19 protein-coding genes and 1 pseudogene are annotated in these 20,089 nt (G+C 64.9%); 8 read left to right on the forward strand and 12 right to left on the reverse strand.

Annotated elements, in window-relative coordinates; translation table 11 throughout:
* Positions 1–113 (forward strand): annotated as a pseudogene (locus EA472_RS18240) (IS5/IS1182 family transposase); the annotation flags it as partial.
* A gap of 146 nt (positions 114–259) precedes the next feature.
* On the opposite strand, the gene folP reads toward EA472_RS18240, so the two are convergent.
* A complete protein-coding gene (folP, locus tag EA472_RS18245) occupies positions 260–1,453 on the reverse strand; it encodes a dihydropteroate synthase (RefSeq protein ID WP_124192942.1) in 1,194 nt (397 codons plus the stop codon).
* Positions 1,454–1,652: 199 nt separating this feature from the next.
* The gene (locus EA472_RS18250; RefSeq protein WP_124192943.1) at positions 1,653–2,894 is read right to left on the reverse strand and encodes a Cdc6/Cdc18 family protein; all 1,242 of its coding nucleotides are present in this window, start codon (positions 2,892–2,894) and stop codon (positions 1,653–1,655) included.
* Between the two features lie 983 nt (positions 2,895–3,877).
* Between EA472_RS18250 and EA472_RS18255 the strand changes: the two genes are divergently transcribed.
* Both EA472_RS18255 and EA472_RS22635 read left to right on the forward strand, forming a co-directional pair.
* Positions 3,878–4,726, forward strand: coding sequence for an RNA methyltransferase (locus EA472_RS18255; RefSeq protein WP_124192944.1), 849 nt, complete (start codon positions 3,878–3,880; stop codon positions 4,724–4,726).
* Positions 4,701–4,856: a hypothetical protein gene (locus EA472_RS22635; protein ID WP_165874940.1), complete on the forward strand. Its 156-nt coding sequence runs from the start codon at positions 4,701–4,703 to the stop codon at positions 4,854–4,856. The genes EA472_RS18255 and EA472_RS22635 overlap by 26 nt, the downstream gene beginning before the upstream one ends.
* A gap of 20 nt (positions 4,857–4,876) precedes the next feature.
* Here EA472_RS22635 and EA472_RS23075 read toward each other — a convergent pair whose 3' ends face one another.
* A complete protein-coding gene (locus EA472_RS23075; protein ID WP_449289234.1) occupies positions 4,877–5,416 on the reverse strand; it encodes a DUF7504 family protein in 540 nt (179 codons plus the stop codon).
* Here EA472_RS23075 and EA472_RS23080 point away from each other — a divergent pair.
* Positions 5,357–5,728, forward strand: a complete 372-nt coding sequence (locus tag EA472_RS23080) for a hypothetical protein (protein ID WP_243637898.1) — start codon at positions 5,357–5,359, stop codon at positions 5,726–5,728. The two genes, EA472_RS23075 and EA472_RS23080, sit on opposite strands and share 60 nt — an antisense overlap.
* Before the next feature lie 222 nt (positions 5,729–5,950).
* Here EA472_RS23080 and EA472_RS18265 read toward each other — a convergent pair whose 3' ends face one another.
* The 5 genes from EA472_RS18265 to btuC form a co-directional block, all read right to left on the reverse strand.
* Positions 5,951–7,222 (reverse strand): HEAT repeat domain-containing protein, encoded by a 1,272-nt coding sequence (locus EA472_RS18265; RefSeq protein ID WP_124192946.1) that lies wholly within the window; start codon positions 7,220–7,222, stop codon positions 5,951–5,953.
* 202 nt (positions 7,223–7,424) lie between these two features.
* Positions 7,425–8,072: an HTH domain-containing protein gene (locus EA472_RS18270; RefSeq protein ID WP_124192947.1), complete on the reverse strand. Its 648-nt coding sequence runs from the start codon at positions 8,070–8,072 to the stop codon at positions 7,425–7,427.
* A 172-nt stretch (positions 8,073–8,244) separates the two neighbouring features.
* The gene (gene gatE / locus EA472_RS18275; protein ID WP_124192948.1) at positions 8,245–10,119 is read right to left on the reverse strand and encodes a Glu-tRNA(Gln) amidotransferase subunit GatE; all 1,875 of its coding nucleotides are present in this window, start codon (positions 10,117–10,119) and stop codon (positions 8,245–8,247) included.
* Between the two features lie 204 nt (positions 10,120–10,323).
* Positions 10,324–11,667, reverse strand: coding sequence for a heme ABC transporter ATP-binding protein (locus EA472_RS18280; RefSeq protein WP_124192949.1), 1,344 nt, complete (start codon positions 11,665–11,667; stop codon positions 10,324–10,326).
* Positions 11,664–12,764 carry a vitamin B12 ABC transporter permease BtuC gene (gene btuC / locus EA472_RS18285; RefSeq protein ID WP_124192950.1) on the reverse strand — a complete coding sequence of 367 codons (1,101 nt, stop codon included), beginning with the start codon at positions 12,762–12,764 and terminating at the stop codon, positions 11,664–11,666. Before btuC ends, EA472_RS18280 begins: the two co-directional genes overlap by 4 nt.
* 59 nt (positions 12,765–12,823) lie before the next feature.
* On the opposite strand from btuC, the gene EA472_RS18290 reads away from it, so the two are divergent.
* The 4 genes from EA472_RS18290 (at position 12,824) to EA472_RS18305 (ending at position 15,817) form a co-directional block, all read left to right on the forward strand.
* Positions 12,824–13,987: a PGF-CTERM-anchored ABC transporter substrate-binding protein gene (locus EA472_RS18290; protein WP_124192951.1), complete on the forward strand. Its 1,164-nt coding sequence runs from the start codon at positions 12,824–12,826 to the stop codon at positions 13,985–13,987.
* Between the two features lie 52 nt (positions 13,988–14,039).
* Positions 14,040–14,321, forward strand: a complete 282-nt coding sequence (gene srp19, locus EA472_RS18295; RefSeq protein ID WP_124192952.1) for a signal recognition particle subunit SRP19 — start codon at positions 14,040–14,042, stop codon at positions 14,319–14,321.
* Positions 14,321–14,575, forward strand: coding sequence for an H/ACA ribonucleoprotein complex subunit GAR1 (locus EA472_RS18300; RefSeq protein WP_124192953.1), 255 nt, complete (start codon positions 14,321–14,323; stop codon positions 14,573–14,575). The genes srp19 and EA472_RS18300 overlap by 1 nt, the downstream gene beginning before the upstream one ends.
* An 87-nt stretch (positions 14,576–14,662) precedes the next feature.
* A complete protein-coding gene (locus EA472_RS18305) occupies positions 14,663–15,817 on the forward strand; it encodes a presenilin family intramembrane aspartyl protease PSH (RefSeq protein ID WP_124192954.1) in 1,155 nt (384 codons plus the stop codon).
* A gap of 97 nt (positions 15,818–15,914) precedes the next feature.
* Here the strand turns inward: EA472_RS18305 and EA472_RS18310 are convergent, their stop codons facing one another.
* From EA472_RS18310 to EA472_RS18325, 4 genes are all read right to left on the reverse strand, one after another.
* Complete coding sequence (locus EA472_RS18310; RefSeq protein WP_124192955.1) at positions 15,915–16,400, reverse strand: pyridoxamine 5'-phosphate oxidase family protein; 486 nt, start codon at positions 16,398–16,400, stop codon at positions 15,915–15,917.
* Between the two features lie 279 nt (positions 16,401–16,679).
* The gene (locus EA472_RS18315) at positions 16,680–17,786 is read right to left on the reverse strand and encodes an ATP-binding protein (protein WP_124192956.1); all 1,107 of its coding nucleotides are present in this window, start codon (positions 17,784–17,786) and stop codon (positions 16,680–16,682) included.
* A gap of 106 nt (positions 17,787–17,892) precedes the next feature.
* Entirely contained in the window at positions 17,893–19,410 is a 1,518-nt protein-coding gene (cysS, locus tag EA472_RS18320) for a cysteine--tRNA ligase (RefSeq protein WP_124192957.1), read from the reverse strand.
* A 68-nt stretch (positions 19,411–19,478) separates the two neighbouring features.
* Positions 19,479–19,985 (reverse strand): DUF7523 family protein, encoded by a 507-nt coding sequence (locus EA472_RS18325; RefSeq protein WP_207891186.1) that lies wholly within the window; start codon positions 19,983–19,985, stop codon positions 19,479–19,481.
* Positions 19,986–20,089 lie beyond the last annotated feature (104 nt).

Raw genomic sequence — 20,089 nt, forward strand, 5'->3', positions numbered from 1 at the left:
GCCGCGCCCATGCGCGGGTAGAAGTGTATCTTGGACTGTGTCTCCGAGTGATCGTTGCCATCACGAACTACGAACAGGGTGAAAATCCGGGTCGAACCAAGCTCGTGGCATGAGATGAATTGTATGACACCCTCACTAGGCAACGTAATACCACAATAATTCCATGTTGTGGGCCGGGTATCGCCTCCAAAGTACCCCTACCCGGGAGGCCGCCCGGCGTCCACTCCCTCATTTCGAAGCCTCCGCCATAAGCTTTCTCTTACTGTGGCACGTTTCCGAGTACTTCACTCAGTTGTCCAATCGAACCGTTTTCGGCATCGAGACGGTCCGAAACCTCGGAAATGGCCACCGATGTGCCTATCAATAACACGGACCCATCGGTCGGACGGTATACTCGAACGTCCTCGCCCCCGGCCGCGTCCGCGAGTCGTGCGTACGAATCGCTGGAGAGGCCGTCGATTTCGAGCACCAGGGCTCGCCAGTCGTCGGCTACGGCCGGTTCAATTCCCCGCTCGGCGAGGTGTGTACGCAACTCCCGCGGGGATCGAACGTCGAGTTCCGTCACCGTCAGTCCGTCGTGTGTCTCCCGCATCCGTTCCGTAAAGGCGGAGCCGATCAACGCCGCGTCTCGCGTTTCCGCGACGTCGTGCGTTCTGATCACGTGTGCACCCCGTTCGACCGCCATCGACGTTGCCGCGAGGCTAACGGGGAGTCGATCCGCCGTGTCGCGGCCGGCGATCTCGCCCAGGAAGTTCTTTCGGTTGATCGAGACGAGTATCGGCCGGCCGAGTGCCCGGAACTCGCCCAGCCGACGGAACGTCTCCCGATCGTTCTCGAGCGTCTGTACGTCGCTCCAGCCGCCAAAAGCGGGATCGACGATCGTCTTGTCCGTGAGCCCGTTCTGTTTCAGCGCCTCGTACACCTGGTCGACGTAGTCCGCACGATCTGCCCATCCGGCGGATTTCCGGGCCCGCCAGTCGGTCTCCTCGACTGCGCCCGGCCGCTCGAGATCCGGCGGGCTCGCCATCTTGACGACGGCCGCGTCGTGATCCTCACAGACGGTGGGCATCTCCGGGTCCGCGAACCCGCAGATGTCGTTGACCACGTCGAATCCCTCCGAGAGCGCGCGATCGGCGACGGCGGCGTAGCGAGTCTCGATCGAGAAAATCGCATCGCCGGAGACGCTCTCGATCGTTTCGAGGGCGACGTGCAACCGATCGAGTTCCTCCTCGGCCGAGAGGACGTCGAAGCGCTTGTTCGCCGACTCGAGGCCGACGTCGACGATGTCCGCACCCTCGTCGATCAGCTCCTCGTCGACGTACCGGGCGGCGTCGCCGGGATCGTCGTAAACGCTCGGATCGTAGGGGGATTCCTCGCTGACGTTCAACACCCCCATGATCCGCGGGGGATGCTCGTCGCCGATCCCCAGTCCGGCCGCATCGACGCTGTTCATATCTGGACTGTGGAGGGCAGACTCAAATGAGCCCCGGTTCCGGCGAAGGCGACGATATCGATGGGGAGCAAGGACATCGTATGGCGACGATGTCGACCGAGAGGGAGAATACCGTTTAGCGACGGAACGGAAAATACTGTTTGGCGACGGAACGAGAAGAGAATACAACCAAGCGACCGTCGACGGCGGTGATCTACGGCTACGTCTCGTTCGAGTTCGCCTCCTCGAGGGGAGCGAGCCTCGAATCGCGGAGCAGCACTTTCTTGACGATCGACGGGTTCTCGAGTAGGCGGTGTTTGGCGTGAGCACCGCGGCCGCGTCCGCGCCCCTCGCGTTCGGACTGGATAACGTTGAGGAAGTTCTGTTCCTGGAGGATCTCCTGGACACGACGCTCGGAGAGGACGTCGAAGTCGAGCCGACGAGCGATCTCCTTGTACTGGTTGTAGATGATCTTCGTTGGAAACTCCTTTTGGGAGCTGTTTTCGGTGAGCAGCGTCAGCGCGTAGAGGATCGCTTTCGCCTGCTGGGGCGATCCCTCGATCAGTTCGTTGAACCGGTCGGCTTCGGTTTTCTCTTTGGCGTCGCGGACGTGTTCGGCGGTGACTCGCGTGTCCGTCCGTTTCTTCGCGATTCGGCCGGCGTTTCTGAGGATATCGATCGCCTTTCGCGCGTCGCCGTGTTCCTGGGCCGCCAGCGCGGCCGTCAGCGGGATCACGTCGTCCGAGAGAACGCCGTCGTGGAACGCGTCCCGACGCTTCTCGAGGATTTCGACGAGCTGGTTCGCGTCGTAGGGCGAGAAGACGAGTTCGTCGCGCGAGAGGCTCGACTTGACCCGTTCGGAGAGGTGATCCGGGAAATCGATCTTGTTCGAGATGCCGATGATACCGATGCTCGCGCTCGAAATCCGCCGGTTCTCGCCCGCCCGTGAGAGCTTCCGGAGCACTTCGTCGTCCTCGAGCATGTCGATTTCGTCCAGGATCACGATGGTGACGTCGGTACAGCGGTCGACGGCTTGCCAGAGCCGTTTGTAATAGTCGCCAGTTCCCAGCCCCCGGTCGGGAACCGAGACGCCACTGGCGGCGGGATCGTTGACGATCTGGGCGATCGTCTTGATGATCGACGCCTCCGTGTTCTGTTCGCCGCAGTCGATGAAGGCGTACTTTACCGTGACGTCGTCGCGTTGCGCTTCCGAGATCACTCGCTTGGTGACCGACCGCGAGATGAGCGATTTGCCGGTTCCGGTCTTGCCGAAGATGAACAGGTGGTTCGGCTCGCTCCCGAAGATAGCCGGATTCAATGCGTCCGCGACTCGTTGCATTTGCTCGTCGCGTCCGACGATCCGGTCCGGACCGGGCAGGTGCGTGATCTCAAGCAACCGCTCGTCGGCAAAGACCGGATCGTCGTACCGAAAGAGTGGATCACGATCGTCGTTGGCGGACATTGCAGTACCGGGGCTCTTTCAGCGGCACTGAAATAAATATGTGGGGTTTGCTCGCGGATGTAAACCGTCCGAAACAGGAATCGTCTTCCGGGTTTTCGTTGGTCTCAGTCATTTCGCGTGAAATCGCCCGCATCGCGCATGTGAACCGGTCTCGCGTATTCGCTCGTGACGGATCGACACCGACACCCCCGTCGCGGATGTAACCGAACGAGAAAACGGCGGGAGAGCGGCGTCGAACGATCGGTTTCATCGATCGGTCGTACTGATAACCGAAGGGAGGAGACGGACGCAAATCGTTGGGTAGTGTTCACATCGGAGACCGTCGGCGATCACCGCTACCGAACGAATCCGACACGCAGGTCGCCTACCGGCAGTAGACGCACGTTCGGGACAGTTCGTCGGGGGACCCACACCCCCATCGCGGATGTAACGCCAAAGGAGGGGAGAGGTTCGAAACGGTCCGGCCTTTTCGGCAGTTTGAGGGCACAACACCTGCTATTTTACATCCGCGACGGTGGTGTGTTCTCGAGCAGAACACCCACGCATATTCGCCGTTACAAACGCGACGGTGGTGTGTCCGTCCCATCCCTCGAGTACGCCGATCGTACCGCTCGCTCGTCGTGCTGTTTCGGACAGGTACGAGCATCGAGAGACAGCTACCACGTCGACGGTATCGGCTGAATCCGTTCTCGTACGCTGTTCTCGACACTGATTCGGGTTGCTGTTCGTCAATCCCATCCCAACCGCGTTTCGGTCACAGCCTCTCGAGTCCACGTTTCGGTCACAGCCTTTCCAGTCTGTAGTGATACTCGTCAGTGTGGACACTCTAGACTAGTTGTTCTAGAGCTAGTTACAGAGAGAGATTATTCCAGACGTGAATAGTCCCGGACTGAAGGATCAGCGATATTCGACCACATCGTTCCACGTCACTCTCGAGCAAGGAACCGAAATCAGTAACACGCCTTCGCGTCGAACTCGAACCGATGACCGATCGCTCGTCTGAGTCCCGCACTCCCGGCGGTCGATCCCTTCCGGCCGTCGCCGTCGTCGACGCACAGTCGCCGGGGAACGTCGGGACCATCGCCCGAGCGATGAAGAACTTCGGCTTCGAGGAACTCCTGCTCGTCGATCCGCCTGAACTCGAGCCCGACGGCGACGCGTACGGATTTGCGGGCCACGCTCGAGAGGACGTCCTCCCGAACGCGGTCGAGGTTTCGTTCGACCACCTCGTCGAGACCTACCACACGATCGGCTGCACTGCGGTGACCAACGAGGACGACCGCAGCCACGTCCGATTTCCGTTTTCGACTCCGCGCGAGCTCGCCGATCGACTGTCCGCCGTCGAGTCGCAAACTGCGATCGTTTTCGGCAGAGAACGAGTCGGTCTGACGAACGACGAACTGGCGCGGATCGACGAGATCTGTTCGATTCCCGCAAGCGCCGAGTATCCGGTCCTCAACCTCGGACAGGCCGCGACGATCGTCCTCTACGAACTGCGACCGCTCGCACTCGCCGCCGACGAGACGCAACTTCCCGACGTCGATCGAGTTCGCGCGCCAGAACCGACGCTCGAGCGCCTCTACGATCAGTGGGAAGCGCTGCTCGAGGAGCTCAATCATCCAGAGGAAAAACGTGCAAAGACGATGCGGATGCTCCGGCGGGTGTACGGGCGCGCCGATCCGACCGAACGCGAAGTCAACACGTTCCTCGGCCTGTTGCGACGGGCGACGGAGCGTCCGGATCGGTTCGCGGAGTCGATAGCGGCCGACGGTGACGACACGACAAACGGTGACGACACGACAAACAGTGACGTCGACAGCGGCAGACGGTGACGACGCGGCAAACGGTGACGACGCGGCAAACGGTGACGACGCGGCAAACGGTGACGACGCGGCAAACGGTGACGACGCGACAAACGGTGACGACGACCGTACCGACCGTCTCCCGTACGCAGTGTTCTGACTTCGCTCCGACGGCCGTCGTCAGGTTTCGAGGACGAATCGCTCGTTGCTCGCGTTGATCCGGAGATCGAACAGTTCGCTGATCAGGTTGATCGTCGGCCCCGACTTCGTCTCCGGGTTGCAGTAGAAATGCGAGAGCGCGTTGGCGTTTTCGATCCGCGACGTAAGCAAGTGGAGGAACCGGAATACGCGCTCGAGTTCGAACTTGTCGATGAGATCAGAGAGAACGTCGACCTCGACGGAAATCTTCGTCTCCGGACCTTCGTGCTCGGCGATGACCCGGGAGATGGTTTCGCCGAGGCCGGCCAGCCCAAGTCCCCTGTCCAGCTGGACGATCTCCAGCGAAACGCTCGAGACGTCGAGCCCGTCGAGGTTCGCGAGCGGCTCGTCTTTCGTGGTGAGGACGATCGTTCGAGACGGCCACGACTCGAGTTTCGTCTCCAGCACGCGCAAGCGGCTGACCACGTTCGTCGTTACGATGATCGCGACGTCGGTACCCGTATGGAAGTGACCGCGTGCGGCATCCGCGCCGTCGCTTTCGGACGGTGCGAGCACGAGCACGTTTCCGACGCCGGCGACTTCGTCCGCGACGTGCGCTCCCGATCGGACACTTCGCTTTGCGTGGTCAAAGAGGTGGCGTTTAAAATCGCGAACGGCTGTCCCCTCGTCGTGATCCTGTCCTCGCTCGTCACAGTACGGACACCGCCACGCGGCCTGAAAACCTTCGTTCGAGAGACGCTGTCGGTGATGTTCGACGAGATGGTCCTGCACCGCGTTTCGGATCTCCCCCCCGTTCCCAGACCAGACGGCGAACTCACAGCGCTGGCATCGCCAATTGTATACCATGCGGCGTTGTTCGTAGTCGTCGACTGACGACGATATATATTGTGGGCGAACAGTTCGGCTCCACGACAGAAGGGCATCCGAACGAGGTATTCAGAAGTGCGTCCGAACGGGTTGGGCCAGTAGCGCATTCGAACGAATTGGCGCGCAATCGCAATCCGCTCGAGTCAGAGGAAGGCTCCCTCGAGAACGCAGCGTCTCGATTCGAGAACCCGCGGCCGGGTCGAAGATTTCACCGCGATCTGAATCCGGTTACTGGCGGGTACCGTCCGCTTCGTCTCGTTCGTCGGCTCGCTTCTTGGCCGTGTAGTCGGCGGGATCGCTCACGTAGGTGTACTCGACGGCGTTGCTCACGGCTTCGCGCGAGGGGACACCCGTGGTGAGCCTCTCGAGGACGAACTCCGCACGCACCGTCCCGTCCTCGGACGTCTCGTCGGCCGTCGCGAACTCGCGAAGGTGCGATGCGAACGACGGCTCGCCGAGCTGGACGAGCGTCGACATCGCGAACCGCGCGGTCAACTCGTCCGGATCGTCGAGCAGTTCGACCAGACACGTCTGGACGTCGTCTCGCCGTTCGACGCCGTTCAGCTGTCCGAACAGCCACGCGGCGTTGCGCCTGACGTGGTCGGGCGGGTTTCCGTTCAGTATCGTGACGAGCTGACCGGCGAGTTCCTCGGATTCGGCGTCGGCCAGTTCGTCAGCCAGCCCGTCCCGAAGTTCGTGGCTTCGCTCGGACGGAGCGTTCGCCAGCAACTCGAGGATCGATCGCGCCGCGGTTCGTCTGACCAGGTCGGATCGATCCTCGAGGGCTTCCATGAGCATCGGCACCGGTTCCAGATTGCCGAATCTGCCGAACTCGCCGATCGCGATCACGCGAACCGAGACGCTGTCCGACCGCGCAGCCGGCAACAGCGCGTGAAGTGCGTCTTTCGTTCCGATCTCCGCGAGCGCGGCGGCGGCCGCGCGTCGCACCTGTTCGTTTCGATCGTTCAGTCGGTTCGCGAGCGCGTCGACACACCGCGGATCGCCGATCTGCCCGCACGAGCGGACGGCGCGAGTTCGGACGCGAACGTCGGCGTCGGTGAAAACGTCGAGCAGGGCCGGAACCGTCTCCTCGGCGGCGATGCGTCCGAGCGCGACCGCTGCGAGCATCCGAAACTCGGAGTGGTCCGACTCGAGCCAGTCCGTGAGTCGGTCAGCCCCGGTCCAGGCGGGCGGATCGTCGACGCCGCCGTCGACGAGTTCCCGTATCAACTGCTCGAGGCCGTCCTCGTCGCGGAGGTAAATCGCATCGATTGCGGCGGCCCGAACGGAATCGTTCCGGTCGCGTCGTGCGGTTCGGGCGAGCGCTTCGACGACGCGCTCGCGTGCTTCTTCGCTGGTACCGCTCGCGAGCCCACCCAGGAGTTCCGCGGCGCGGTATCGGATAATCGGCTTTTCCGATCCCGTCAGGTACTCGATGAGCTTCACTTCGTTCGCGTCGCGTGCGAACTCGTACAGAAACGTCGGATCCTCTTGTGGCATACTGTGGATCATCGGCCGATGGCCGCTCGTGTCCGCTCGGGCAGGCCGTTCCACCCCCTTCTCGGTGACCCGAATCCTCGGGTCCGGCCTTTCGTACAGTACTGTCGCCTTCGGTATCATAACAATTTGGGCTCGCTACAAGTCCGTCGCCCGAGACCCTCTCCACCTTCGATAGTGCTCAATACGAGTTCGGACGGTGCCGTTACCCTCGATCGGATACCGTCTCGAGCGTCGACGACTCGTCGAAGCGGTCCGAAAAGTCGACGCACTCGCCCGACTCGGTAGCTGCACCGACCCAGTCACAGCTTCCGCAGGCGAACAGTCCCTGGCCGTCGATCAACTCGTCGCCACAGGCGGGACACTCCGTCGCCGACGCCCTCGAACGTTCGGACGGCTCCGAACCCAGCGGCGTCGGAAGGTCGCCCGTTCGAAGCGTTGCGATAGCCTCGTCCGTCGTGTGCGTCTCCTCGTCCCTGGAGTGGGGAAAGACGCCGAGCAGCTCGTCCTCGACGTACACCTCGAGACACAGAAGCGGCGTTACGAGCAGTCGCCGCATCTCGCCGGTTATCTGTGACGTGCTCGTTCGCTCGCGAAACGGGGGTTTGATGCTGACGTCCCGGCGGCCGGCCCACCGCTGGAACCGCTCGAACGCGTGGAGGACGTTTCCGTGGGGGCCGTCGTTCGAGCGGCTAACCTCCTTCGGCCAGCTCCGAAGCAACAGCTCGTCGATCGCTCCTTCGGACTCGCAGGCGTGGAGGGTTTCGACCTGTCGGTCGACCGGCTCGAGCAACAGCGGCGCGCGGACGTGACAGACTACGGTCACGTCAGTTTCTCGGTTCCAGTTGGTCATCGTTTCACCTCGAACGTGTGGCCAACGCACGTCACAATAAGTATTTTCGACGCCGGGACAGATGGAGTCGTTCGGCGACACGTTCTCGCGCCCGCGACTACTCCACTCGACTTCGATCCGTTCGTCGTCCGCCGATTTCGGGCGTTCTTCGCTCGATCTCGCGTACCCGGACTCAGGCCCGTTTCTGGATCTCCTCGCGGAGCAACTGACTCACGAGGTCGCCGTCGGCCTTTCCGCGAAGCGCCCCCATGCACTCGCCCATCAGCGCGGAGAACGCGTTCATGCCGTCCTCCTCGACCTGGCTTTCGTTTCGTTCGACGACCTCGACGATCGCTTCCCGGACTTCGTCCTCGCCGGCTGAGCCGAGTCCCGCCTCGTCGGCGGCCTCGCTCGCGGATCGTTCGGGGGTTTCGGCGAGCGCCGACAGGAGATCCGGAATCCCCTCTCGTGCCAGGTCTCCGCCTTCGGCCATCGCGAACGTCTCCGCGAAGTGCGTCTCCGTCAGGTTCTCGACCGGGACGTCGTCCCGTCGTAGCTCCGTCACCGTCGACTCGAGCGTCGTCGCGGCGAGGGTCGCATCGGTGCCGTCGGCGACCACCTCCTCGAACAGGGGCATGTACTGGCCGTAGGCCACCTGCCCGGCGAGCCCCGCATCGAGGCCGTACTCGGCCTGGTATCGCTCGACTTTCTCGGTCAACAGCTCGGGTTCGGGAACCTCGCTCGGATCCGGTTCGACGGGCGGCACGTCCGTCTCGGGGTACATGCGTGCCGCACCGGGGAGCGGACGTAGATAGCGCGTCGTTCCGTCGTCGTTCGCGCCACGCGTCTCCTCCGGAACGCCCTCGAGTGCGCTCCGCGCGCGGTCGGCGACGGCATCGATGGCCGCGTGCGCGACGTCGGTCTCGGCGGCGACGATGGCGACGGCGTCGTCGGGACCGGCACCGACGGCGTCGCGAAGATCGTTCACCTCTCCTTCCGTGACGCCGTAGGCCGGTAACTCGTCCGTGTGGAAGATGCCGCCCGCGCCGTGGCGCTTGGCGTGATCGGAGAACTCGGTGCCGAGACGGCGGTCGGGTGCGATTTCGCGTCCGACCACTCCGTCGAAGCCGTACAGCGGGACGGCCATCACGCTGCCGCCGGCGTCCACCGCACCCGCGATGACGCCGCTGTCGGTGGTTTCGAACACCGCCGTCGCGTCTCGAGGCTCGCCGACCGACGCCTCGCGCACGCCGAGTGCGGCAGCGATCTCGACGAGCTCGGCCTGCCGGGCGACCTCGTTTCGGACGATGTCGTCGATGTCGTCGAGGCTCTGGACCCCTTTGATCTCGACGCGCGCGCCGTCGGCGATCGAGACGTTGACGTCCTGGCGGATCGTTCCCAGCCCGCGTTTGACTTTCCCGGTCGAGCGCAACAGCATCCCGATTCGCTCGGCCGCCTCGAGAGCCTGCTCGGGCGTCGAGATGTCCGGACTGGTGCCGATCTCGACCAGCGGGATGCCGAGCCGGTCGAGGCTGTATCTGACGCCGTCGTCGGTCTCCTCGACGCGCTGGGCGCTCTCTTCTTCGAGCAGGAGGTCTTCGATGCCGACCGGACCGGCGCTCGTTTCGATCTCACCGTCGGTGGCGATCAGCGTCGAGCGCTGAAAGCCGGTCGTGTTCGAGCCGTCGACGACGATCTTGCGCATGACGTGGGCCTGATCGACCGGCTCCATCTCCATGAGTTGTGCGACCTCGAGCGTCGTCTCGAGCGCTTCGGCGTCGAGTTCGTGTGGCGGCTCGTCGTCCTCTTCGACGAGACAGGTCGTATCGTAGGCGAGGTACTCGAACTCGCGTTCGACCCTGCTCTCTTCGAGAGCGGCCTGGTCGATCTCGCCGAGTTCGCTCCGGGTCGGGTGGAGGTAGCGCGCGAACGTCCGGGTCGCCGCCTCGGGGTCGCGAAGCTCGGTCGGACACTGACAGAACAGCTTCGTCGCCGTGTCGAGTTGCTGGTGGATCTCGAGGCCGGCGACGAGTCCGAGTTCGTCGTAGTCGTACTCGGTATCGGTCATTGGCGGCCACTCGGGGGCGGAGGGGTAAAAAACCGTTCAGTTGCGATTTCCTCCAGTCGCTTCCCAGCCCGACGGCGATCCGAGCCGATCGGTCCTTCCGATAGCGTTCCGGTCCTCCCGGCGGAGTTTCGATCCTCGCCTCGAGCGACGTCTCGGCTGGATATCGTCCCGTCGCTCTCTCCGTCCGCCGCCCGGTTCGCAACTCTACGTCTCGGACCGCCGCCGAAGCGTCGCACGAACCGCTTCGAGAACGCTCTCCGGGGTGGCCTCGACCGCACGCTCGCGACAGTCCTCGTACCGTCGTCTAACGTCGTTTCCGTCGATCCGTTCCTCGGGCGGACGTCGCTCGACGAAGACGAGCCGTTCGGCCGTCTCGATCGACTCGAGGAGCCGCCGCCCGTCTTCGGTCGCCCCGACGGCGAGATCCGCGACGACGGTTACGTCTGCGCCGCGGACGCGCTCGTCGAGGGCAGCCCGATCGCTCGCCGACGGTCTCGCGAACGGCTCGACCGCGATCCGATCGACCTCGAGTCGTCGCGCGGTCTCGTCGGCGACGTCGCCACCGGGAATCGGGCCGATCGAGACGTCGACTCCAGCGCGCTCGAGGCGGGTGAGGACGCCGGCCGCGGTCGAGCCGGTGCCGACGACGTGTGCGCTGGGCGTTCGTCCGCCGTCCGTCGCCTCTCCTGGCTCTGCTCGGCCCGATTCGGCTCCGTCCGACGTCCCGTGCGGGAGTGCGGTCACCGTCGCCGTCCCGGTAACGGGGTTCGGCGTCACCGCGGCGTTGGCCTCGAACGTCTCGGCCAGCGTCTCGGTCGTGAGAACCGCCGACGGGGGGCCGACGGTGTGAACCGTCCCGTCTGCGAGCAGCACCAGCCGGTCGCAGTAGCGGGCTGCCAGATCCAGGTCGTGGATCGCCGCGACGACCGTTCGCCCGTCCGCGACGAGTTCGCGCACGACTTCGAGCGTCTCGATCTGGTGGTTGATGTCGAGGCTCGCAGTGGGCTCGTCGAGCAAGAGAACGGGCGTCTCTTGAGCGATCGCTCGCGCGAGGACGACGCGCTGGCGTTGGCCGCCGCTGACCTCGTCGATCGGTCGGTCGGCGAGTTCCGCCGTTCTGGTCCGCTCGAGGGCGCGCTCGACGGCGGCCCGATCGTCGTCGCTCGGCGGGGAAAACCGCGATCGGTGAGGGTGCCGGCCCATCTCGACGACGTCGCGGACCGGAAACGAAAACGACAGCGACGTGTCCTGGGGGACGACCGCGACGAGCCTGCTCGATCGCCGCGAAGAGACGTCGTGGACGTTCGTATCGCTGATCTCGACGGTTCCCGCCGACGGCTCGAGCGCGCCGCTGATCGACCGGAGGAGTGAGGTCTTGCCGGCCCCGTTCGGTCCGACGAAGCCCACGAACTCGCCGGGTTCGACGGAAAGCGAGACGGCCTCGAGGACGGAGAGATCGCCGAACGAGAGCGAGACGTCCTCGACCGAGACCGTCGCCGGTTCAGGTCCCGCCCCTCCGTTCGCGTCGGGTCGCGGTGTATCAGTCACACCGAGTGCACCTCCCTTCGGACGAGCAAAAACAGGAAAAACGGCGCGCCGAGTGCGGCCGTGACGATTCCGACCGGGACCTCGGCTGGCCCCGCCCGCGCGATGGTGTCGGTCGCGACCAGAAACGACGCGCCAGCGAGCGCGCTCGTCGGCAGCAGAATTCGATGATCGGGGCCGACGATCAGCCGCATGATGTGGGGGACGACCAGCCCGACGAAGCCGATGACGCCCGCGACGGCGACGCCCGCTGCGGTGACGAGACTGGACAGCGCCAGCAGGAGGAGTTTGGTGCGCTCGACGTCGACGCCGAGGTGGTGTGCGTCCTCCTCGCCGAGCAGGAGGACGTTCAGTTCGCGGGCGTACGCACAGAGGACGATCACGCCGACGAACGCGAACGGGAGCGCGAAGCCGACATCGCTCCAGGTGCTGTTGTGGAGGTGTCCCATCATCCAGATCACCGCCTGGCGCAGGTCGTCACCGCTGTGGACGAGCATGTACGAGATCATCGCGCCGAGGAAGGCCTGTATCGCGACGCCGGCGAGCAACAGGGTCGCGACCGGCGTTTTCCCCCCTTCCGTCGCGATCGCGTAGACGAGAAACGCGGTGGCGAGCGCGCCGATGAACGCCGAGAGGTGGAGGCTTCCGAACGGAACGAGCGCCGGAAACGCGATGGCCGCGACCGCACCCGCGGCCGCCCCGGAGGAGACGCCGATGATCGACGGATCAGCGAGCGGATTCCTGAAAAAACCCTGCATCACCGCTCCCGCGGCTGCGAGCGCGAATCCGACGACGCTCGCGAGCACGATCCGCGGAAGCCGGATGTCCGCCACGATCGTCTGGTGAGTGTCGGGAACGTCGAACCCGAATACGGGGACGTACTCGAGGGCGGGAACCGGGACGGTCCACCCGAGTCCCGGAATCGTCGTCGCGCTTTCGGTGACAATTCCGGACGGAACGATCACGGCGTTCAACGTCGCCTTCGCGACCACCGTGGGATCGATCCTGACCGGTCCGAGGGCGGCGCTGACGATCGTCACCGCGATCAGGACGACCAGCAGGCCGGCGGTCCACGACAGCGTTCGGACCGGCCGCATCATACGCACAATCTCGGTTGCAGTAGACAAATATTTGTTGAAGTGCGTGGTCGTATTCCGCGATGAGAGATCCACGCCCGACGCTGGTAGCGGCGATACTTCTCGTCGCGGTCGTCGCTCCGTTCGCGGGCGGCGTCGCGGCAGCGAGCGGCCCCGGCGCGTCCGCCGCCACGACGCAACCGATCGACGCCGACTGCGAGTACCCGATCGAGCGAACCGACGCGCGCGGGGAGACGATCGCGCTCGAGGAGGAGCCTGGGGAAGTGGTGACGCTCTATCCGGGCGACGCACAGCTCGCGTTCCAGATCGGCGCCGAGGACCGCGTCGTCGGGATGCCGGTCGGGCCGTACACCGACGCGCTCGAGGCCGGCGACCGAACCGACATCACCGAAGACGACGGCGTGACGCCGGTCGCCGAGGAGATCGTCGCGCTCGAGCCCGACGTGGTGCTCGCGGCGAACGTCGCGCTCGCGGACGAGGACCTCCTCGATCAGCTCGAGGACACCGGAATAACGGTTTACGTCCTCGACACCGCGACGTCGATCGACGACGTCCGGGCGAACGTCGAGACGACGGGCGAACTGACCGGCGAGTGCGAGGGTGCCGTCGAGACCGTCGAGTGGATGGACGACCGTCTCGCCCTGCTCGAGGACGCACTCGAGGACGAGGATCGTCCCCTCGCTTACTACGCCATGGACGAGGAGGGAACGACGCCGGGCACCGACACCTTCCAGCACGAGGTGTTGACGACCGCCGGACTGGAGAACGTCGCCGAACGCGCCGGCATCGAGGGCTGGCAGGAGATCAGCGCCGAGGTCGTCGTCGACGAAGATCCCGAGTGGATCGTCTACCCCGACTGGACGGACGAACCACCTATCGCGGAGAGCGCCGAAGCGACGACCGCGTTCCAGGAGAACAACGTCGTCGCGGTCGACGACAACGCGATGAGCCAGCCCGCGCCCGGCATCGTGCACGTGATTACCCACCTCGTCGAGACGGTTCACCCCGACGCGTACGCGGAGATCGAGGCCGACCTCGAGTCGGTCGACGAGGAGTACGGCGTCGGCGAGGGCGGTATCCTCGACGCCGGCGATGCGACCGACGATACTGACGACGAAACCGCAGCCGCGGACGACGACACGCTTTCGATCCCCGGCTTCGGTGCGGTCGCAGCCGTCGTCGCGGTGCTATCGGTCACCCTCCTCGCCCGGTACCGATCCGCCTGACCGACAGTTCGTTTTGCAAAGGGTTTACTCGCCGGCCCGCCGAGGTGAGCGCATGGTCGAGAACGTCATCTGGCCCGCCTATCTCGACGCCGACCTCTCGCGGGCCGATGGACGACGCGTATCGGAGGATCTCGCGGTCGAGGAGCCGACGGTCGACGAGATCGCCAAAGCGGTCCAGCAGATCGGTTACGACGCCACGATCGAACGGGACAAGGCGTACTCGAGGGAGCCGTGGGCCGACCGCGGTCGGGTGGTCGTCCGCGGTGCGGACGACTCCTCGAAGAACGACCTCGTGCAAGCCGTCGCGGCGTACGTCGTCGCGATGCGGGACTGATGCGTCGGATCGGCTCGGTCGTCCGCACGGCCCAGGGCCTGGCGATCCTCCGGGTGGACGATCCTGACGACGATGCCGACGACGGCGACCGCCACCGGGACGAGATCGGAACGATCGTCCTCGACGACTCGCTCGAGGAAGTCGGACGCGTCGTCGACGTGTTCGGCCCGATCGAACGCCCCTATCTGGCCGTGACGCCGGACGACGACGTTCACCTGGCGTCGCTGGTCGGCTCGACCCTGTACGCGAGATAGCGACCGGCGGATCGTCTCGGTTCCCGACAGCGGAGGGCTTCGACCGAGAAGAAAACACCCATAGGAGCGGGGGGCAAACCCCGGGCCATGAACGACCGGACGCGGATTCTCGTCGCCGTCGCCGTGACGGTTGGGCTCTTTCTCGCGGTCCAGATCGGCGCGCTCGCGCTGATCGAGCCGTTCCACGACTCCGACCGCCAGGCCGTCGAGAATCCGGAGGATCCGACGAACAGCGTCCTCTACTTCGGTATCATCCTCGTCGCGACGGGCTTCATGCTCGCGGCGTTCAAGTACGACCTCCAGTGGCTCATACGCGCGCTCATCGTCGGCGTCAGCGTGATGCTCGCGTGGTTCGTGTTCACCGAGTTCGTCCCGTCCGCGATCACTGCTGGCCCGGTCAACGTTCTCGCCGTCCTCGCGGCGCTCGGTGTCGGCGCGGCCCTGCTGTGGTATCCGGAGTGGTACGTCATCGACGCCGCGGGCGTGTTGATGGGTGCCGGTGCCGCCGCGCTGTTCGGAATCAGCTTCGGTCTGCTGCCAGCGATCCTCCTGCTGTCGGTGCTCGCGATCTACGACGCGATCAGCGTCTACGGCACCGAACACATGCTCGATCTCGCGGAGGGCGTGATGGACCTCAAGATCCCCGTCATCCTGATCGTCCCGACGTCGCTGTCGTACTCCTACCTCGCGTCGGGAAGCACCGACGACGTTCTCGAAAGCGACGGGACGGACGGACGTAGCGACGTGGGTGGGGAAGACAGTGCGGACGAGGCCAGTGCTGGATCTGCGGACGAGGTTTCGACCGACACCGGCGAATCGGAGGCGCGCCCGGACGCGAGCACACTCGAGGAACCCACGAACGGCGGCCTCGAGACGGATTCGACGACTGACGACCGAGTCGAACCGACGGACGCCGAGCGAGAACCCGGGGGAGCTGACGGAGGACTCGAGCGCGACGCGCTGTTCATCGGACTGGGTGATGCCGTCATCCCGACCATTCTGGTCGTGAGCGCTGCGTTCTTCCTCGAGGCCGGCGCGGTCGACGTTCCCGGACTCCTGCTCAACCTTCCCGCGCTGGGGGCGCTCGTGGGAACGAACGCGGGGCTACTCGTTCTCATGTACATGGTCCTCAAGGGGCGGCCACACGCGGGCCTCCCGCTGCTCAACGGCGGGGCGATCGGCGGTTATCTGATCGGAGCGGTCGCGAGCGGCGTCTCGGTCGCCACCGCGATCGGATTGTAGCTACTCCGCGGGCGTCGTAGAACTGTTCGGACACCCTGTTCGCGAACGCAAGAGCGAATTCGCCCGTCCCGTTTACACGTGTTGTGAGCGGCCACTCTCACTCCGGCGACTCCTCGAGCGTGTTCGCGACCGGATTCGCGCGGCGGCCGGTCTTCTCGCTGATTCGTAGCTCGTGCCAGCTGAACGAGAGTTCGTTCGCCGGCCCGGGAAAGATTCCCAGGGAGATGGGCGTCGCGTTTGCGGCGAACGTTACGGCCGCCGCGTGGTGTTCGTCTTCGGGGAGTTCGGACAGCGAACCGTGCAGAACCACCGAGCGCCAGTCGTCGATTCCGTTCCACTCGTAAACCGACAGCGAGACCCGGTTCGACCGCTCGAGATACGCCTGCTTTCTGCTGTCGTCGTGACTGATGAACTGGAAGAGACAGCGCTGATTCGATCGATCGTACCCGAACGACATCGGAACCGCGTACCCGCCCTCCTCGCTCCCGAACGCGATCGTTCCGAACCCCCTCTCTTCGAGAAACGAGTCGATCGCACGAGTCGACATGCTCGCTACGGGTGCGGTCGTCGGATCGGTAGCCATGGCGGACGTTCACCGTCGACTAAAAATAAACCGAACACGAAATCCAGCGTTTCGAGAATTACTTGTCAAAATATTGTATCCAATAATCCGGATACGGGGTCGAGACGTCGCACGTTATGATAATTCAGCAACTATATCGTTCAGCCAACCGTCGTCGCGACGAGGATGGTCGCCGAGCCGTCTACGGTCTCGAGGACGGCGCATCGAGTCGGACCCTCGTTTCGTTCGCTTCGAGATCGCGAACGCTCGAGAGCCGAACACGCCGGACCGGCGTCACGTTCAGACTGCGAAGACGTCGACGTCCCTGATCTCGAACCGGGCTCCGTCGTCGGTCGTCGTCGCGTCGATGGACCAGTCGTGGGCGTCGACGACCCGCCGTACGATGGCGAGTCCGAATCCCGACCCGTCCGATTCCGTGGTGTACCCCGACTCGAAGAGTCTGTCGCGATCGGCCGCGTCGAAACCGGGGCCGTCGTCTTCGACGTAGAACCCGTCGAACTCGCCCTCGAAACCGATTTCCGAGACAGCTGTGGCCGAGTCGCGAGCGGATTCGGCCGTCGCGTCGCCGGCCGTCTCGAGCGGACCGACGTCCACGCTGGGAGTCGAACCGCCGTGTTCGACGCTGTTTCGAAACAGGTTTTCGAAGAGGTGACTCAGAAGCGACGGATCGGCGCGGACGCCGACTCGTTCGGTCGCCGAGACCGACGCCGACTCGGTCCTGACGTGTGACCACGCCTCGTCGACGGCGTCCGCCAGCAGGACCGGTTCCGTCCGTTCGACGTCGTCAGTTCCGACGAGGACGAGCGCCTCCTCGAGCATCGTCTCCATGCGCTGGAGCGAGGAGACGATCGACTCACTCCGATCGTTGACCGCGTCGGAGAGGTCGCTCCGCTCGAGGGATTGCGCCTCGGCCAGCGCGACCGAGAGCGGATTGCGCAGGTCGTGTGACAGCAGCGTCGCGAACGCTTCCATCCGCTCGGCCTGTTCGCGGGCGCGCTGCTCGAGTCGACGCCGGTCGGTGATGTCGACGTGCATCACGAGCACGTACCGTTCCCGGTCGTGATCGTACGCCGTCGCGTTCATGCTGAACCACCGGTCGCGCTCGGGGGTGTGACAGGGGTATTCGAAGGAGTAGGTCTCCCGGTCGCCGGCGGCGACGTCTCGGATCCCGCTGGCTGCGTTGGCGGCGTCGTCGCCGTCGCTCCCGTCGCAAACGTCGAGATAGTTGGCGCCCACGTTTCCCGCACCCTCAGCGAGACCCTGATCGTCCCCGAACTCCTCCCACGATCGGTTCGTGTGGACGATCGTCCCGGATCGGTCGAGGATGGCGACGTGGGCGGGGAGGGCGTCGAACCCGGCGATCGCGATTGCTCCCGACGAACCCATTGACGGTCGTAAGAATTCGAGCTACTTGAACTGTCGCGTCCGCAGAACGGTCCGGTCGACCGGCCGCCACCGCTCGAGTGCACGATCGCTGCAGACACGCCGGTGCTTACTCGCCCGACGGAAGCCGGTACGTCGGTCCCTCGTCCGTGTCCTGGATCTCGACGCCGAGCGCCTCGAGTTCGTCGCGCAACTCGTCGGCGCGGTCGTAGTTCCCGTCGGCCCGTTCGCGCTCGCGCACGTCGAGGACGAGCTCGACGACGTCGCCCGCGAGACCCGCCGTTCCATCGGTCTCGCCGACGAACGAGAGTCCTAGCACGCCACCGAGTTCCTCGAGAGCCTCGACCGCCCGGTTGAGCCCGCGGTAGTCGAATTCGTCCGTCGAATCGGCGTCGGCCGATCGGCCGCTCTCGAGGTGTTTATTCACCGCGGTCGCGATCGACAGCAGCGCCGATTGCGCTTCGCGCGTGTTGAAGTCGTCGTTCATTGCTGCCGTGAACTCCTCGCGCGCCGTCGCGACCGCGGATCGAAGCTCGTCGTCTTCGACCTTGGTTCGCGCGGCCGGCGAGTCGAGCGCCTCGACCGCCGACTCGTGGGCTCGCTCGAGTCGATCCCAGCGCTCTTCGGCCTCCGCGATCGTCTCGTCGGAGTACAGCTGCGTGCTGTTGTACGAACCCGCCGTCAGGAACGTCCGGAGCGCGTTCGTCCCGTACCGTTCGACGGCTTCCTCGACGGTGACGAAGTTCCCCAGACTCGAGGACATCTTCTCGTCGTCCATCTGGAACAGCTCGCAGTGGAGCCAGTACCTCGCGAACTCGCGTCCGGTCGCGGCTTCGGACTGGGCGATCTCGTTTTCGTGGTGGGGAAAGACGAGGTCGCGGCCGCCGACGTGGACGTCGATCGTCTCACCCAGGTGGGTCATGCTCATCGCCGAACACTCGATGTGCCAGCCCGGACGACCCTCCCCCCACGGCGATTCCCAGGTCTGGCCGGCGGGCGGGTCGTCGCCGTGATCGACGCCCTCGTGTCGGTGCTCGTGAACCGCGCTCTCGTCGACGGGACCGGCTTTCCACAGCGCGAAGTCGGCCGGATTTCGCTTTTCGCTCCGCTCGTCCGGGTCGCCCTGTGACTCGATCTCCTCGAGTTCCTGGTTCGAGAGCTTGCCGTACTCCTCGAAGCTCGTCACGTCGAAGTAGACCGATCCGTTGGATTCGTAGGCGTAGCCTTTCTCGACCAGCGTCTCGACGAGGTCGACGATCTCCGGAACGTGCTCGGAGACGCGTGGGTACACCTCCGCCCGGAGGAGGTTGAGCGAACGCATGTCCGCGAGCGTTCGCTCGATGTAGCTCTCGGCGACCGACGCCTCGTCGCTGCCGAGGTCGTCTTCGCCAACGCGGGCGACGATCTTCTCGTTCACGTCGGTGAAGTTCTCGACGTGACGAACCTCGTAGCCGAGGTGCTCGAGCCAGCGATGCATGACGTCGACGTGGACCCACGATCGGGCATGGCCCAGGTGGGGCGGATCCGACACCGTCAGGCCGCAGTAGTAGAGGAGAACGCTTTCGGGGTCCTGCGGCTCGAACGGCTCCGTCTCGCCCGTCAACGTGTTCGTCACGTACAGGGTCATTATCCTGAGTTACCGGGGACGAAAGTTAAACCGTGTGATGAACGCGGACGGATGCGGGCGAGAACCCGTCACACCGACGTGGTGTCGACGATCGACACTCGCTCGAGGGCGCTCTCGACCGCACGCAGCGCGTTCGCCCCCTCGAGACGATCGACGACGACCACGAGACTGTCGTCGCCAACTGCGGCCGCATCGGGATCGATCCCCTCGAGAGCGAGTCGCGCCAGCACCGCGGTGAGCGCCCCCGCGTCGACGTCTCCGGTCGCGACGATCGCGGTTTGCTCTCCGCCCCCGGGACCCAGCCCGGTGCCGGCGACCGTGACGAACGCCGATCCGTCGTTCGGATCGACGGGGCCGATCCCGCTTTCCATGCGTACCCGGACGTCGAGCGACTCCGTCTCGTACGCCGGTAGCTCGGCCGCGTAGCGTCGAAGCGCCGTCGCGATCGCGTCCGTCTCCCCGTCCACCTCGAGAAATCGGGCCGCGGCCGTGTAGTTGACGACGTCCGCACGCAGCGCCGTCACGAGAAACGGATGTTCCTCGACGGCGCGGCGCGTTTCACCTGCCAGTGACATGTTCACGAACGCGAACCGAGAGAGCATAAGCGCGACGCCCGTTCGTCCCGCCTCCCCGGTCGATCGAACGTTGCGCGAGGACCGCGGCGTTTTTGCCGCGAGCG

This window comes from Natrarchaeobius oligotrophus (genome assembly GCF_003841465.1).
GTDB classification, from domain to species: Archaea; Halobacteriota; Halobacteria; order Halobacteriales; family Natrialbaceae; genus Natrarchaeobius; species Natrarchaeobius oligotrophus.